Annotated in this window: 15 protein-coding genes and 1 pseudogene; 3 read left to right on the top strand and 13 right to left on the bottom strand. The window is 57.4% G+C overall.

Annotated elements, in window-relative coordinates; genetic code table 11:
• Nucleotides 1-53: 53 nt before the first annotated feature.
• The 13 genes and pseudogenes from ACGJAX_RS07775 to ubiE form a co-directional block, all read right to left on the bottom strand.
• Nucleotides 54-2,261, bottom strand: a complete 2,208-nt coding sequence (locus ACGJAX_RS07775) for a fibronectin type III domain-containing protein (RefSeq protein ID WP_390958227.1) — start codon at nt 2,259-2,261, stop codon at nt 54-56.
• Nucleotides 2,262-2,266: 5 nt separating this feature from the next.
• Nucleotides 2,267-3,490, bottom strand: coding sequence for a hypothetical protein (locus ACGJAX_RS07780; protein WP_390958229.1), 1,224 nt, complete (start codon nt 3,488-3,490; stop codon nt 2,267-2,269).
• A gap of 221 nt (nt 3,491-3,711) precedes the next feature.
• Complete coding sequence (locus tag ACGJAX_RS07785) at nt 3,712-4,584, bottom strand: methyl-accepting chemotaxis protein (RefSeq protein WP_390959816.1); 873 nt, start codon at nt 4,582-4,584, stop codon at nt 3,712-3,714.
• A 30-nt stretch (nt 4,585-4,614) separates the two neighbouring features.
• Nucleotides 4,615-5,652 (bottom strand): annotated as a pseudogene (locus ACGJAX_RS07790) (methyl-accepting chemotaxis protein); the annotation flags it as partial.
• A gap of 113 nt (nt 5,653-5,765) precedes the next feature.
• Nucleotides 5,766-6,473 carry a 16S rRNA (uracil(1498)-N(3))-methyltransferase gene (locus tag ACGJAX_RS07795; protein WP_247257816.1) on the bottom strand — a complete coding sequence of 236 codons (708 nt, stop codon included), beginning with the start codon at nt 6,471-6,473 and terminating at the stop codon, nt 5,766-5,768.
• A complete protein-coding gene (tatC, locus tag ACGJAX_RS07800) occupies nt 6,470-7,264 on the bottom strand; it encodes a twin-arginine translocase subunit TatC (protein WP_247257817.1) in 795 nt (264 codons plus the stop codon). The genes ACGJAX_RS07795 and tatC overlap by 4 nt, the downstream gene beginning before the upstream one ends.
• Nucleotides 7,261-7,716 carry a Sec-independent protein translocase protein TatB gene (tatB, locus tag ACGJAX_RS07805; RefSeq protein WP_390958231.1) on the bottom strand — a complete coding sequence of 152 codons (456 nt, stop codon included), beginning with the start codon at nt 7,714-7,716 and terminating at the stop codon, nt 7,261-7,263. Before tatB ends, tatC begins: the two co-directional genes overlap by 4 nt.
• A gap of 10 nt (nt 7,717-7,726) precedes the next feature.
• Nucleotides 7,727-7,999: a twin-arginine translocase TatA/TatE family subunit gene (locus ACGJAX_RS07810; protein ID WP_090328167.1), complete on the bottom strand. Its 273-nt coding sequence runs from the start codon at nt 7,997-7,999 to the stop codon at nt 7,727-7,729.
• 25 nt (nt 8,000-8,024) lie between these two features.
• Nucleotides 8,025-8,357 (bottom strand): phosphoribosyl-ATP diphosphatase, encoded by a 333-nt coding sequence (locus tag ACGJAX_RS07815; RefSeq protein WP_090328169.1) that lies wholly within the window; start codon nt 8,355-8,357, stop codon nt 8,025-8,027.
• Nucleotides 8,350-8,751: a phosphoribosyl-AMP cyclohydrolase gene (hisI, locus tag ACGJAX_RS07820; protein WP_247257819.1), complete on the bottom strand. Its 402-nt coding sequence runs from the start codon at nt 8,749-8,751 to the stop codon at nt 8,350-8,352. Before hisI ends, ACGJAX_RS07815 begins: the two co-directional genes overlap by 8 nt.
• An 81-nt stretch (nt 8,752-8,832) precedes the next feature.
• The gene (gene ubiB, locus ACGJAX_RS07825; protein WP_090328174.1) at nt 8,833-10,437 is read right to left on the bottom strand and encodes a ubiquinone biosynthesis regulatory protein kinase UbiB; all 1,605 of its coding nucleotides are present in this window, start codon (nt 10,435-10,437) and stop codon (nt 8,833-8,835) included.
• Nucleotides 10,434-11,057, bottom strand: a complete 624-nt coding sequence (locus tag ACGJAX_RS07830; protein ID WP_090328177.1) for an SCP2 domain-containing protein — start codon at nt 11,055-11,057, stop codon at nt 10,434-10,436. The genes ubiB and ACGJAX_RS07830 overlap by 4 nt, the downstream gene beginning before the upstream one ends.
• On the bottom strand, nt 11,057-11,827 hold the full coding sequence (ubiE, locus tag ACGJAX_RS07835) for a bifunctional demethylmenaquinone methyltransferase/2-methoxy-6-polyprenyl-1,4-benzoquinol methylase UbiE (RefSeq protein WP_007989286.1): 771 nt from the start codon (nt 11,825-11,827) through the stop codon (nt 11,057-11,059). Before ubiE ends, ACGJAX_RS07830 begins: the two co-directional genes overlap by 1 nt.
• A 155-nt stretch (nt 11,828-11,982) precedes the next feature.
• Here ubiE and ACGJAX_RS07840 point away from each other — a divergent pair, with 155 nt between their 5' ends.
• The 3 genes from ACGJAX_RS07840 (at nt 11,983) to ACGJAX_RS07850 (ending at nt 13,798) form a co-directional block, all read left to right on the top strand.
• Entirely contained in the window at nt 11,983-12,258 is a 276-nt protein-coding gene (locus ACGJAX_RS07840; RefSeq protein ID WP_390958234.1) for a polyhydroxyalkanoic acid system family protein, read from the top strand.
• A 243-nt stretch (nt 12,259-12,501) separates the two neighbouring features.
• Entirely contained in the window at nt 12,502-12,924 is a 423-nt protein-coding gene (locus tag ACGJAX_RS07845) for a phasin family protein (RefSeq protein ID WP_390958236.1), read from the top strand.
• A gap of 10 nt (nt 12,925-12,934) precedes the next feature.
• Nucleotides 12,935-13,798: a phasin family protein gene (locus tag ACGJAX_RS07850; protein ID WP_390958238.1), complete on the top strand. Its 864-nt coding sequence runs from the start codon at nt 12,935-12,937 to the stop codon at nt 13,796-13,798.
• The last annotated feature ends 77 nt before the right edge of the window (nt 13,799-13,875 follow it).

Below are 13,875 nucleotides of genomic sequence, written 5' to 3' on the forward strand. Positions count from 1 at the left end.
GCCGTGATTTAAGCGTGGTGACTGGCTCTTTAAGCAAGCTTCCTACGTTGTCGTCATATTGATTCATTACCTTCTATCTGCACGTCCAGCGAAGTTGGCTCGGAGAGGTTTCCCGAGAGGTCTTGGGCGAGAACTTCAAACCTGTGAGTACCAGACATTAGCCCGATGGCGCTGTATTGGGTGAGTGGCGTCCTGTCAAAGTACTCATGATTGTTGTAGATGACGTAGTCGCAGACGCCTATATCGTCCGTTGAGGCGTCCCAGGTTAGCGTGACTGAGTCCGAGGTCGTTCTTGTCTTGCGCAAGTTACGGGGAGGGCTCGGAGGTGTCGTGTCCTTCAGTTCATGATTAATAACAGTGGGTTCAGATAACTGCCCAAGGACGTCGAAGGTTGACACGCTAATAGTGTATTGGACGTTTGGAACCAGATTAGACATCAGCATACTTGGTAGCAGGAATACGTCGCGCCAATGTTCGTCGTTAAGCAATATCCTCACGCCGGATGCGCCCCCTAAACTTCCCCATTCCAACGTCAGTGATGTGGCGGTCTCGGCAGTAATGTTTACGCGTGGTGCAGAGGGAGGAGGCAAAGGAGCCTGCCCTGTGGTTTTGAATACAGCGCTTTTGCTAAGGGCAGAAAGATTTCCGTCCTTGTCTTTAGCGCGTACGTATACGTAGTGATGGGCGCCACTGGTGAGTTTGCTAAATGTGTAACGTGGGTCTTGCGTGGTGAACACAAAAAATCCATTGAGGACGACCAGGTACTCCACTACGCCGACGTTATCGCTGGAAGGCGCCCACGTGATTGTCGCCGATGTATCAGTGATGTTACTGACGATAGGGGCGCCAGGTTGACTGGGTGGAGCGTCATCGATGAGGGATTTCTCCAGCAGGCTTACTTCGGAGCTGGCGCCATCAAGTTGAGCGCGAACCTTGAACGTAAAATGGTGTGGAGCAGGCCCCGGTGATAGATCCTCTAGTTTGAAGTTGTAGCCCCAGCGTCCTGGCCCAGTGTTGAAAACTCTGCCATTGATTGAGATTTCATGGGAGGGTGATTTTCCGAAAACCGGGTTCCAGGCCAGTCTGCAGCGACCGTTGAGATGGCTGAACCTCAGGTTGGCGGGGGGGCTGGGCAGAGTCTTGAATGTCGTGGTAGCGGGCTCGGATATTCCGGCCGAATTAAATGCGCGGATTTCTACGTAATAGTCCGCATGATTTTTGAGGTGGGTAATATCGCAGAATGGTACGTTAGTATAAGCAATAACAAACCCATTTAAAGATATCTTGTACCTGACTTCTTTCCCGGTCGACTTGACCCAGCTAAACATAGCGGAGGAGTGGGTAATATTGCTGACTTCTGGCGTGCCCGGTTTTTCGGGAGGGGGTTCGACGAAACGTTCAATAACTAGTTGTTCTGAGATAGAAGGCACGTCAATATCGCTAATTGCCCAGACGTCGATTACGTGAGCCTTATTTTCAACAAATAAATAATTGTAACTGTTCGCGGAGGCAGGCAGAATTGTAGGAGGGGCTTCGTCTAACGAGATCGCATGATACTTAGTGTTCTGGCTGGATGATCGTGTCCATGATATGGAAATATTCGATTCTATGCGCAGTGTAACCTTCAAGTCTGAGACCGGGGCGGGTGGCGTGGGGTCGAAAGTCAGCGCGTAAGTAGACTCTTCGCTGAGGTCTGGCTCCCCTATTACAATCCCAAGAAAGCCGATTCGGCACTTGAATTGAAATTGTTCATTTTTTCGTGCTTCGAAATCGACGCCAGGCAGTTCCCCTTCAATATGAGTGGATGTTATGTAAAAGTCTCCAAACTCATAGCCGCAATACACGGGGGCTTGAGGGGGGACGGAGAACTCCCACGATAGGCGGGCTTTGTAGATACCGCTTTCATTGAATTCGGTGACGGTGACTCTAGGGTTTATGAGGTTTGGGCGAGGCTGAAGTATGATCTTTGTGTATTCGGAGTACAGTCCATTAATATCTTTGGCACGAAGTTCCAGTGTGTGTTCTTCCTTTGTGCTCAAGCCGCTGAAGGTGTAAGCGGTTTGAGGTATGAAGGTCTCATGTTGTCCATTTCGGCGTAGTTCATAACCTTCAACTCCTGCGAGATCGAAAGATTCATCCCATTGGACTCTTACGTTTCTGTAGCCGATTGGGGGAGTAAACCGGAAATTCTCAGGGATGGTTGGTGGAGTCGTATCCTGAACCAGTTGAAAGGGTTCTGAGAAATTTGATTGGTTGTCCATGATGTCTAAAGCTCGCACTTTGAAATTGTAGTTTCGCAGGTGGAGATTTTTTTCTCTGTGAGTTGTTGTGTTGGTTGTAAATTCAAGTTTTTCATCATGAAAAATTTCATACTTGTGTACGCCCAGGTCATCGCTGGGTCTTTGCCATGTGAATTCCAGTGTGTTTTGAACGGTGTACCCATCTGGGTCAGGTACGTTGATAACTCTAACCAATAAATTGTTTGGGGCCGAGGGGGGGTTTTATCGAAAAACCTTTGCCTGTTGAGCGTTATGCAACGATCTACCACGGAAAGCATGGTGTCGAATCTTTCAATGAAATCAACCATGACAATATTGGCATTTTGGTAACCCACTTTGAAGGTTTCATTGCGTATCGGATGAGCACGATGCAAGTGTACCGGGCCGGTAGAACTATAGGCGCACGCCGATAATACCCATGGAAAATATACTGGGGGGGATTGCATTGTTTGTTGCACAAGTTTTAGGGTGCCTTGCTCACTAATGTCACTGCTGTTCCATTTGCGCGAAAACGTACTCCATATTTGAGTTCTTTTTATCCAGTAGGGTTGCCATTTATCCGGTTCGCCGCTATCGCCTTGCGGTTTTGAATAGTTGTGATTTAAAGCCAAAATGATGCTTCCGTCGGGGTATGCATCGCGCATTTCGCGCAGAGTTGACTCAATATACGATGATGGAATTAAAAATTTTTCAATGGGGGTAAAATAAGGTATGCAGCGCTCGAGGCTGGTATTGGAGAAATTTTTACCCCGATCGTAGCTATTGAAATCCAGAATTACGATCTCTCTTGGATTCTCGGTAACAAATTTTTTAACATCTCTGATCAGATGCTCTAGGCGGCGCCCAGCACTAACAGTTCCATGTTTGAATTCAAACACTTCGACGAATTTATATTGCGGGGAATGATTTCCAATGACTTTCCTATAGCTACTGTCCACAAGACGCAAATCAAGATATCGCGCACCAGCTGCCAATTGTTCGGGAAACGAGTTGTCTTGGTTGGCGCCATACAGCTCCTCGATGCCCCAGGTTCCGGCCAAATCCACACCCGAGTCGTGGGCTCCGGGTATGGCCAGTTGCGACAGTCGCCGATCCTTGATTTCATCCCACATATCAGTCATCCAGCGGCTGTAATTGGTGCTGGTGGTACTGACAGGTTCGGATGAAGTGTTTTCTGGAGTTGCGGGTGCACGGGGAGGAATGTCGTTCATGATTGGGGGCTCCGGAAAGACGAAGCTAAATCTTGAGCTGCTTTACATTGGGCCGTAACTATCAGAACTGTTAGTTGCAGTGATTGGTTTAATGCATTAATGCTTAAGGGTTATCCAAGAGTATCAAGTATGTAATCCGGGCCATAAAAATGGCCGGCGCTACGGGCGCCGACCATTCACGTTCCAAGCAGCATCAGATGTTTTCCAGACTGCAAGCCTGTTCAAACCCTGAACCGCCCCACCAGCATCTGCAGATGTGTCCCCAACCGCGCCAGCTCAACACTGGACGCCGCCGTCTCCTCGCTGGCCGCCGAGGTCTGATCCGACACATCACGCACGTTCAACACGCTACGGTTGATCTCTTCCGCCACGGCGCTTTGCTGCTCGGCAGCGGCGGCGATCTGCTGGTTCATCGCCTGGATCGCCGACACGGTGCGGGTGATGCTTTCCAGTGAGCCGCCGGCGCGGCGGGTCAGTTCGACGCTGCTGTCGGTCAGGGTGCGGCTGTTGTCCATGATGGTCGACACTTGCTGGGTGCCGTTTTGCAGGCCGACGATCAGCTCTTCGATCTCTTCGGTGGACTTCTGGGTACGCTGCGCCAGGCTGCGGACTTCGTCGGCGACCACGGCAAAACCCCGTCCGGCCTCACCCGCGCGCGCCGCTTCGATCGCTGCGTTGAGCGCCAGCAGGTTGGTTTGCTGGGCCACGGATTTGATTACATCGAGGACGCTGCCGATTTTGTCGCTTTCACGCTTGAGCTCGCCCATGGCTTCGGTGGAGTGACCCACTTCCAGGGCCAGGCGCTCGATCTGCGCGATCGCTTCGCCCACCACCTTGTCGCCTTCACGGGCCTGCTGATCGGCGGCGACGGCGGCCTCGGAGGCTTCTTCGGCGTTGCGCGCGACTTCCTGCACCGTGGCGGTCATTTCGTTCATGGCGGTCGCCACCTGATCGGTCTCGACCTTCTGGCTGTTGACCCCGGCGCTGGTCTGCTCGGTGACGGCGGACAGCTCTTCGGCGGCGCTGGCGATTTGCGTGACGCCATCACTGATGCCGCCGATCAGTTCGCGCAGGCCTTGGGTCATGCTCTGCATGGCGCGTTGCAGTTGGCCGAGTTCATCCTGGCGCGGGGACTTCAGGTCGTGGGTCAAGTCGCCGCCGGCCACACGTTGGGCCACGAGCAGGGTCTGGTTCAGAGGAATGATGATCTGCCGGGTAATCGCCCAGGCGGCCAGCAGGCCGAAGGCCATGGCCAAGACGGTGGCGAGGGCCAGCATGTTCTTGGCATGGGCGACGTCGGTGTCACGGACAACGGTTTGCGAGGCGGTGAGTTTTTTACTGACGTCCAGCAGGATCTCGCCTTGGGCGGCCATGCGCTCGAGAGCTTTGGCGCTGGCGACCTGGGAATCGCGGAACTGGCTGACGGCGGTACGGTAAGCCTTCAGTGAGTCGGTCGCCTGCTTCAGGTTGGCGATGTGTTCCTCGGGCAGTTTGGCCGGCAGGCTTTCGAGGTTTTTCAGGGCGTTGTCGATGGCGTCCAGGGCTGGCTGCTCGGCCTCGCTCTTGGCGCTGTAGGTGTAGCCGCGCACCTGGAAGCGGGCCTGCTGGATCAATTTGCTCAAGTCGATGACGCTATTGAAGGCGGTCACGCTGTCACCTTGCAGCATGGATTTTTCCACTTCGGCGACATGGGCCACGGCGTTGTCGGCGGTGGCACCGAGTTTGCTGCGGGCGTCTTCACGCTGAGCGCCGGCCTGGGTCATATCACTGAACGCGCGACGGTACTCGGCGACAGCGGCCAGTTGTTGATCGACCAGTGCCACGTCAGCGGGTTGCTCGATCAGGCTACGGGCGGTTTTCAGGTCGCTTTCGAGTTTGCTCAATTGCTCGTTGACGGCACCAGGGCCTTGTTCGCCGCGACGCATTTCGTAATCCAGGCGTGCTATGCGCAGGTCTTTGGTCACCCCGTTGATATCGGAAATGAAGCCCAGCTTATCGCCACGACTGGTCACGTTGTCCAGACCGCTCCAGCCCGTGAAGGTGATCAGCAGGGTCAGCAATAACACCAGACCAAAACCGATTCCGAGTTTGCGTTTGACGCTGACGTTTCCCAGCTTATCGGCTAGCCATTGGTACATGCTGCAACTCCCCGGACCACACATTGGTTTTATGGGGGATGTATCGGCAGGCGAGTGCGATTCTGTAGGTGCGCCCGATGTGTGGGGGGATGATGAACTGTAGGAGCGAGCAAGCTCCCTCCTACAGGGGGCGGGATCTAGAAGAGGCGGGCCAAAAGGGCGGTGACGGCGGTTTCGACCCGCAGGATGCGCTCGCCCAGTTGCACTGGCTGCAACCCGGCCTTGCCCAGCAGGTCGATCTCGTAAGGTATCCAGCCACCCTCCGGACCAATGGCCAGGGTCACCGGTTCGCTCAGGGCGCGAGGGCAGGGCGGGTATTGGCCGGGATGGCCTACCAGGCCGAGGGTGCCTTCGACGATGGCCGGCAGGCGATCTTCGACGAACGGCTTGAAGCGCTTCTCGATCACCACTTCCGGCAGCACGCTGTCCCGGGCCTGTTCGAGGCCGAGGATCAACTGCTCGCGAATCGCTTCAGGCTCCAGGAACGGGGTCTGCCAGAAGCTCTTCTCGACGCGATAGCTGTTGACCAGCACGATCCGTGGCACACCCATGGCCGCCACGGTCTGGAAAACCCTGCGCAGCATTTTGGGCCGTGGCAGGGCCAGTACCAGGGTCAATGGCAGCTTGGCGGGGGGAGGCTGGTCGAGGTTGACGCGCAATTCCGCTTCAGTGGCGTCCAGGCGCAGCACCTCGGCGGAACCCATCAGCCCGTCTAGACGTCCGACACGCATGCTGTCACCGACTTCACAGCGGTGAACGTCCTGCATGTGGGTCAACCGGCGATCACGCAGGATCACCCGGTCGGCCGCAATGAAGTCGGCCGATTCGAGGAGCAGCAGGTTCACGCTTGGGTCGCTGGCGGCTGGTCGTTGTGATCGTCAGCCGGTTGGTCGTCCGAATGTTCGCCGCGCTTGCTGACCAGGCTGCCAAACAGGATGCCGATCTCGAACAGCAGCCACATCGGTACGGCCAGCAGGGTCTGCGAGAAGATGTCCGGTGGCGTCAGGATCATGCCGACCACGAAGCAGCCGATGATCACGTACGGGCGGATTTTCTTCAGGTATTTGACGTCGACCACGCCGATCCACACCAACAGCACCACGGCCACCGGAATCTCGAACGCCACGCCGAACGCGAAGAACAGCGTCATGACGAAGTCGAGGTAGCTGGTGATGTCGGTCATCATTTCCACGCCGGCCGGCGTGGCGGAGGCGAAGAATTTGAAGATCAGCGGGAACACCAGGTAATAGGCGAACGCCATGCCGGTGTAGAACAGCATGATGCTGGAGATCAGCAAGGGTACTGCAATGCGCTTTTCATGCTTGTACAGGCCTGGTGCGATGAAGCCCCAGATCTGGTGCAGGATCACCGGGATCGCCAGGAACAGCGACACCATCATTGTCAGCTTCAGTGGCGTCAGGAACGGTGACGACACGTCGGTGGCGATCATCGTCGCGCCGGCTGGCAAGTAGGCGCGCAGCGGTGTCGAGACGAAGGTGTAGATCTGCTGGGTGAAGGCGAATAACCCGGCGAAGATGATGAAAATCGCCGCTACGCAGCGCAGCAGGCGGGTACGCAACTCGGTGAGGTGCGAAACCAGCGGCATGTGCTGGTCGTTTTCAGGAAGATCGCTCATGGGGCTCGCGGCGGCAGTGTTGGGTCATGAGGAGCCGGCGCGACAGGCGCGGCGGCTGGAGCAACAGGTTCAACCGCAGGTGCCGCCACAACGGGCGCCGCTTCGGTTGTCGCGACAACGGTAGCCGGCGCAGGTGTTGGGGTCGGTGCGGCGGGTGTGTGAATTGACTGCTCACCCACGTGCTCCACCGGCGTCGGCTCCTGCTGGGTCGGCGTGAAGATCTTCCGTGCCTCCTGCTCAAGCGACAGGATGTGCTCGTTGTGCAGTTGCCGACGGATCTCGTCGGCACCGATTTCACGTTCAACTTCCTGTTTGATCGCGTTGAAGCTGCGCTTCAGACGCCCGACCCACAGGCCGGCGGTGCGCGCAGCGCCCGGCAGACGCTCGGGGCCCAGTACCAGCAGGGCGACGAGGCCGACGAGCAGCAGTTCAGAGAAGCTGATACCAAACATTAGTCTGTGCTCACGAGTCTTTGCGGATCGGCTCTTCGACTTTTTGCGCCTGCACATCGATGGTGTGCGGCTGGTTCACAGAGGCCTGTGGCTGAACGGGCGGAACCGGTTGGGCCGGAGTCGCGCTCGGGTCGGCCGGCTTTTCGTCATCGTTCATGGCTTTGCGGAAGCCCTTGATCGATTCGCCAACGTCCGTGCCGAGGTTCTTCAGTTTCTTGGTGCCGAATACGAGTACCACGACAACCAGGATGACGATCCAGTGTTTCCAGTCAAAAATGCCCATGCTGCTGCTCCTCTCTAATAGTTATTCAGGCGGACGGGCGCGAGGCTTTCTCGGCGTGTCCGGACAGACCGAAGCGACGGTCCAGTTCATCGAGTACAGCCTGTGGATGCTGCCCTAGTTGGGCGAGCATGACCATGCTGTGGAACCACAAATCGGCGGTTTCGTAGATCACATCGCTGCAGTCGCCGCTGACGGCGGCATCCTTGGCGGCAATGATGGTTTCGACTGACTCTTCGCCGACTTTTTCCAGAATCTTGTTCAAGCCCTTGTGATACAGGCTGGCGACATACGAGCTATCGGCGGCGGCGCCTTTGCGCTCTTCCAGTACGGCAGCCAGACGGGTCAGAGTGTCACTCATGTTTGTGTCCTGAGGAATAGATGGCATTGGGATCTTTCAGGACCGGGTCGACGGTTCTCCAGTCGCCGTTCTCGAAGACGCGATAGAAGCAGCTCTGGCGGCCGGTATGGCAGGCGATGTCGCCGATCTGTTCGACCATCAGGATGATCACGTCTGCGTCGCAGTCCAGGCGCATCTCGTGCAGGGTCTGCACGTGGCCGGACTCTTCGCCCTTGCGCCACAGCTTGCCACGGGAGCGCGACCAGTAAATGGCGCGGTTCTCGGCAGCGGTCAGCTCCAGTGCCTCACGGTTCATCCAGGCCATCATCAGGACGCGCCCGGTCTTGTGATCCTGGGCAATTGCCGGCACCAGGCCATCGGCGTCCCACTTGATCTCGTCCAGCCAGTTTTTCATCTTCGACTCCGACAGCGGGCCCGACACTTCATTAGTCGAACCCAAGCGTTCAAACAGTGTGCCAGTCGTTCACGCAACTGGCTATCGGCGAACGACCAGATACAAGCCCACGGCCATCATGATGCCTGCCGGCCAATACGCCAACTGGTTCAACGGCCCGCCGGCGGCGAGAAGGGCGCCACCGGCCAGATGCGCGGTACCTAGCAGGCGCAGGAACCAGTCGTCGCGAGCTCGATGCCACGGCGGTGGCGGGTCATTGGCGTGGGGCTGGGACATGCGTTCGAGCAGGTCGCGGGCCATGTTGGCCAGGTGCGGGATCTGCTCGAACTGGCTCTGCACGTTGCCGAGCAAGGCCTTGGGACTGACGCGCTCGCGCATCCAGCGTTCCAGGAACGGCTGGGCGGTGTTCCACAGATCAAGCTCCGGGTACAACTGACGGCCCAGGCCTTCGATGTTCAGCAGGGTTTTTTGCAGCAGTACGAGTTGCGGCTGCACTTCCATGTTGAAGCGCCGCGCGGTCTGGAACAGGCGCATCAGCACCTGGCCGAAGGAAATATCTTTTAACGGTTTTTCGAAAATCGGCTCGCACACGGTACGGATCGCCGCTTCGAACTCGTTGAGCTTGGTTTCCGCCGGCACCCAGCCCGAATCGATGTGCAGTTGCGCCACGCGACGGTAATCACGCTTGAAGAACGCGAACAGGTTGCGGGCCAGGTAATCCTGGTCTTCCGGGGTCAGGCTGCCAACGATGCCGCAGTCGATCGCGATGTACTGCGGGCTCCACGGATTCACGGTGCTGACGAAGATGTTGCCGGGGTGCATGTCGGCGTGGAAGAAGCTGTCGCGGAACACTTGGGTGAAGAAAATTTCCACGCCGCGCTCGGCCAGCATTTTCATGTCGGTGCGCTGGTCGGCAAGGGTCGCCAGATCGGTAACCTGAATGCCGTAGATGCGCTCCATCACCAGGACTTTCGGGCGGCACCAGTCCCAATAGACTTGCGGCACGTACAACAGCGGCGAACCTTCAAAGTTGCGCTTCAACTGACTGGCGTTGGCGGCTTCACGCAGCAGGTCGAGTTCGTCATAGATGGTTTTTTCATAGTCGCTGACCACGTCCACCGGGTGCAGCAGGCGCGCATCGGCCGACACTTTTTCGGCGGCGCGGGCGAGGATGAACAGCCACGCCAAGTCCTGGGCGATCACCGGTTTCAGGCCTGGACGAATCACCTTGACCACGACTTCTTCGCCGGTTTTCAGTTGTGCGGCGTGCACCTGCGCCACCGAGGCCGAGGCCAGGGGTTCGACGTCGAAACGGCTGAAGACTTCGCTGATTTTCTTGCCCAACTGCTCTTCGATCAGCTTGACCGACAGCTGTGAATCGAACGGCGGAACGCGGTCCTGCAGCTTCATCAGCTCATCGGCGATGTCTTCGGGCAGCAAGTCACGGCGGGTGGACAAAATCTGGCCGAACTTGATGAAAATCGGCCCCAGGTCCTGCAACGCCAGGCGCAGTCGCGCGCCTCGGCTCAGGTCCAGTGTCTTGCGCGGGAACCAGCGCCATGGCAGGGCGTAGCGCAGCACCAGCAGGAACCAGGGCAGCGGCAGGGCGAACAGCAGGTCATCGAGGCGGTAGCGGATCACGACGCGCTGGATGCGCAACAAACGGCGGACGGCAAGCAGCTTCATGCGTTATCGCTTGGGTCGAGGGATCGGGAAAGGCGCTCGAAACGCGCCTCGAGACGTTCCAGATCAAGCTTGATCTGGTCCAGTTCACTGAATCGGGCTTCGGCTTCGCGCTGACCGACGAGGGTGCGCGATTCTTCGGCCAGGTATTCGCCCAGGTTCTGGCCCAGGCTGGCGAACCCTTGCTGATACCAGCGGGCGCGGCTGCGCAGATGACCACCGACCAGTTGCGTGGCGACAGGGCCGAGCCAGCGCGAGAGTTCGTACTCCCAGTCCAGCTCCAGGTCCTGAAGGATGGCCGCCAGCTCCAGCAGTACGCCGCTGTCACCCTCGAGCTCGACTTCAGGCCCATGCAGGACCGACGTCTTGTCCTTGCTCATCGCCAGTTTCAACAGGCTTGAAGCCGGGGCCCGCAAGGTGCAGTCGGCGCCGGTTTCCCACTGGGAAGCCAGCATCAGGCCTTCATCGCTGGGCAGGATGAACAATTGCAATGCCGGGCTGCGGCAATCGACGGCAATTACCCTGCCGCTTAAATGCGCCAGCCGCGGCAGCGCCGTGCTGTCGAGGCGCAGCACCCGGTTCAGTCCGAGTTCAACGCTGGCGAGCAGGCCGGCGAGCAGCATCAGGGCTTGATGCCGCGGTGCAGGGCGACGATGCCTGCGGTCATGTTGTGATAGGTCACGCGGTCGAAACCGGCCTCGACCATCATCGACTTCAGGGTTTCCTGATTCGGGTGCATGCGGATCGATTCGGCCAGGTAGCGATAGCTTTCCGAATCGTTGGTGATCAGCTTGCCCATCAACGGCATGAAAGCGAACGAGTAGGCATCGTAGGCTTTTGACATCAGCGCGTTGGTCGGCTTGGAGAACTCCAGCACCAGCAGGCGGCCGCCTGGCTTGAGTACACGCAGCATCGAGCGCAGGGCGTCTTCCTTGTGGGTGACGTTGCGCAGGCCGAAGGCGATGGTCACGCAGTCGAAGTGGTTGTCCGGGAACGGCAGTTTTTCCGCATCGGCCTGGACGAATTCGACGTTACCGGCCACACCCAGGTCCAGCAGGCGGTCACGACCGACCTTGAGCATGGATTCGTTGATGTCGGCCAACACCACCTGGCCGGTCGGGCCTACCAGGTGCGAGAACTTGCGGGTCAGGTCGCCGGTGCCGCCGGCGATGTCCAGCACGCGATTGCCTGTGCGTACACCCGACAGCTCGATCGCAAAACGCTTCCACAGACGGTGCATGCCGCCCGACAGGAGGTCGTTCATCAAGTCGTACTTGGCGGCTACCGAGTGGAAAACCTCAGCGACTTTTTCCGCTTTCTGGCTTTCCGGAACGTTTTTGAAGCCGAAGTGAGTGGTGGGTTCGGCATCGCTGCCTTTGCGCTGATCAGTCATATCGCTGTCACCAAAATAGAATGCGCAACATTCTAATCCCCAAGGGATGCTTTGTCTTGGCAAGGCTGAAGGTAAGATGGATCACCCTCGGGACGTTTTGCCGCATCAGTGGTCAAGATTCACCGAACAAGCATTCATAAAGCAGGAGTCATTCGATGGCCCATATTAGTGTTGAGCGTGCCCACGGCCTGGGTAAGGAAGCGGCTCGCGAGAAGGCCGACAAGCTGGCGCAGAAACTCTCCGATCATTATGGCCTGGAGCCGCAGTGGTCTGGCGACACCCTGAACCTCAAGCGCTCAGGCGTGAAAGGTGCCGTGCACGTCAGTGAAGATTCGATCAGGGTCGATGTGGAGTTGGGCCTGATGATGTCGGCCATGAGTGGCATGATCAAATCGGAAATCGAAAAGGCGCTGGATAAAGCCTTGGCCTGATTTTCGGGTGAAGCGAAATTCCCTGTGGGAGCGAGCCTGCTCGCGATGAGGGAGTGTCAGTCGACATTGATTCTGGCTGATGCACCGCTATCGCGAGCAGGCTCGCTCCCACATTTGTTTTGTGTGAAGCCAGAGGTTTATGTCAGTTGTTAGGGTGCCGTTTCTAATTTTTCTCCCTACTTTGTGCCAGAGCCCGACACTTTCGCGGGCAGTTCCTCAAACCTTCTGCGCGTGAGGTGCACCATGGCCAAAGTTATTTTGAAGAAAAAAATCGACGCATCGACCACCGCCCTCGGCGACGTCAAATCCTATGCCCGCAAGATCTGGCTGGCAGGCCTGGGTGCCTACACCAAGGTTGGCCAAGAGGGTAGCGATTACTTTCAAGAGTTGATCAAGGCTGGTCAAACTGTTGAAAGGAAAGGCAAAAAAGTAGTCGCTGAGAAGCTTGAAGCGGCGAATGCCGAGATCGATGAAGCCAAGAGTGAAGTGCGCACTTTCAAAGGCAAGGTCGAAAATCAACTCGACAAGGTAGAGAAGGCGTTTGACACGCGTGTCGCAAGTGCCTTGAATCGTATCGGCATTCCGTCTAAACATGACGTTGAGACACTCTCTGCTAAGCTCGATGAGCTGACGGCATTGCTCGAACGCGTCGCGCGTAAATCTTAAGGAGAACGGGATGGCTGGCAAAAAGAACACTGAAAAAGAAGGCAGCTCGTGGATCGGGAAAGTCGAAGACTACTCCCGAAAAATCTGGCTGGCGGGTTTAGGCGTGTACTCGAAGATCGACACTGACGGCAGCAAACTCTTCGATGCATTGGTTAAGGACGGCGAGAAAGCCGAGAAGCTGACCAAGAGCGCCGTTGGCAAAACTGTCGACGCCGCCAAGGACTCCGCTTCTTCGGCTAAGTCGCGCATCAGCGGCGTGAAAGACCGTGCACTGGGCAAGTGGGACGAACTGGAAGGCGCTTTCGACAAGCGTCTGAACAGCGCCATCTCGCGTCTGGGCGTACCGAGCCGCAACGAAGTCAAGGCACTGCACAGCAAGGTTGATACCTTGACCAAGCAGATCGAAAAACTCACCGGTGCCAAGGTTGCGCCTGTTGCGGCGAAAACCGCAGCGGCCAAACCAGCAGCCAAAACCGCTGCCAAGCCACTGGCCAAAGCGGCGGCTAAACCTGCTGCCAAGCCAGCGGCGAAAACGGCCGCAGCCAAACCTGCTGCAGCCAAACCAGCAGCCAAACCGGTTGCCGCAAAAGCCGCCGCCAAACCTGCTGCCAAACCAGCCGCCGCCAAGCCTGCGGCGAAAACCGCAGCGGCCAAGCCAGCAGCCAAACCAGCCGCAAAACCTGCCGCTGCGAAGAAGCCCGCAGTGAAAAAACCGGCCGCTCCAAAGGCTGCCGCAGCAAAACCAGCAGTGGCTGCCGCCAAGCCTGCAACGCCGGCTGCACCGGTCAGCGCGACGAACTCCGCTACCGCACCGACCCCTGCTGTAACCCCGACTGCCGCGCCAGCACCATCGACGCCAACCAGTCAGTCCTGATTTTTTCAGGGCTCAAAAAACGCCCGGCCTGCCAAGGTCGGGCGTTTTTGTTTGTGCATCCTTTTGAAAGCACCACA

This window comes from Pseudomonas moorei (assembly GCF_042846945.1).
Classification (GTDB): Bacteria; Pseudomonadota; Gammaproteobacteria; order Pseudomonadales; family Pseudomonadaceae; genus Aquipseudomonas; species Aquipseudomonas moorei.

Excerpts from the sequence above, each read along its gene's own strand:
- ACGJAX_RS07780 (WP_390958229.1), bottom strand. The coding sequence starts at position 3,490 with ATGAACGACATTCCTCCCCGTGCACCCGCAACTCCAGAAAACACTTCA.
- tatB (WP_390958231.1), bottom strand. The coding sequence starts at position 7,716 with ATGTTTGGTATCAGCTTCTCTGAACTGCTGCTCGTCGGCCTCGTCGCC.
- ACGJAX_RS07850 (WP_390958238.1), top strand. The coding sequence starts at position 12,935 with ATGGCTGGCAAAAAGAACACTGAAAAAGAAGGCAGCTCGTGGATCGGG.
- ACGJAX_RS07845 (WP_390958236.1), top strand. The coding sequence starts at position 12,502 with ATGGCCAAAGTTATTTTGAAGAAAAAAATCGACGCATCGACCACCGCC.
- ACGJAX_RS07830 (WP_090328177.1), bottom strand. The coding sequence starts at position 11,057 with ATGCTGCTCGCCGGCCTGCTCGCCAGCGTTGAACTCGGACTGAACCGG.
- hisI (WP_247257819.1), bottom strand. The coding sequence starts at position 8,751 with ATGAAAAACTGGCTGGACGAGATCAAGTGGGACGCCGATGGCCTGGTG.
- ACGJAX_RS07775 (WP_390958227.1), bottom strand. The coding sequence starts at position 2,261 with ATGGACAACCAATCAAATTTCTCAGAACCCTTTCAACTGGTTCAGGAT.
- ubiE (WP_007989286.1), bottom strand. The coding sequence starts at position 11,827 with ATGACTGATCAGCGCAAAGGCAGCGATGCCGAACCCACCACTCACTTC.
- ACGJAX_RS07810 (WP_090328167.1), bottom strand. The coding sequence starts at position 7,999 with ATGGGCATTTTTGACTGGAAACACTGGATCGTCATCCTGGTTGTCGTG.
- tatC (WP_247257817.1), bottom strand. The coding sequence starts at position 7,264 with ATGAGCGATCTTCCTGAAAACGACCAGCACATGCCGCTGGTTTCGCAC.
- ACGJAX_RS07840 (WP_390958234.1), top strand. The coding sequence starts at position 11,983 with ATGGCCCATATTAGTGTTGAGCGTGCCCACGGCCTGGGTAAGGAAGCG.
- ACGJAX_RS07815 (WP_090328169.1), bottom strand. The coding sequence starts at position 8,357 with ATGAGTGACACTCTGACCCGTCTGGCTGCCGTACTGGAAGAGCGCAAA.
- ubiB (WP_090328174.1), bottom strand. The coding sequence starts at position 10,437 with ATGAAGCTGCTTGCCGTCCGCCGTTTGTTGCGCATCCAGCGCGTCGTG.
- ACGJAX_RS07785 (WP_390959816.1), bottom strand. The coding sequence starts at position 4,584 with ATGCAGAGCATGACCCAAGGCCTGCGCGAACTGATCGGCGGCATCAGT.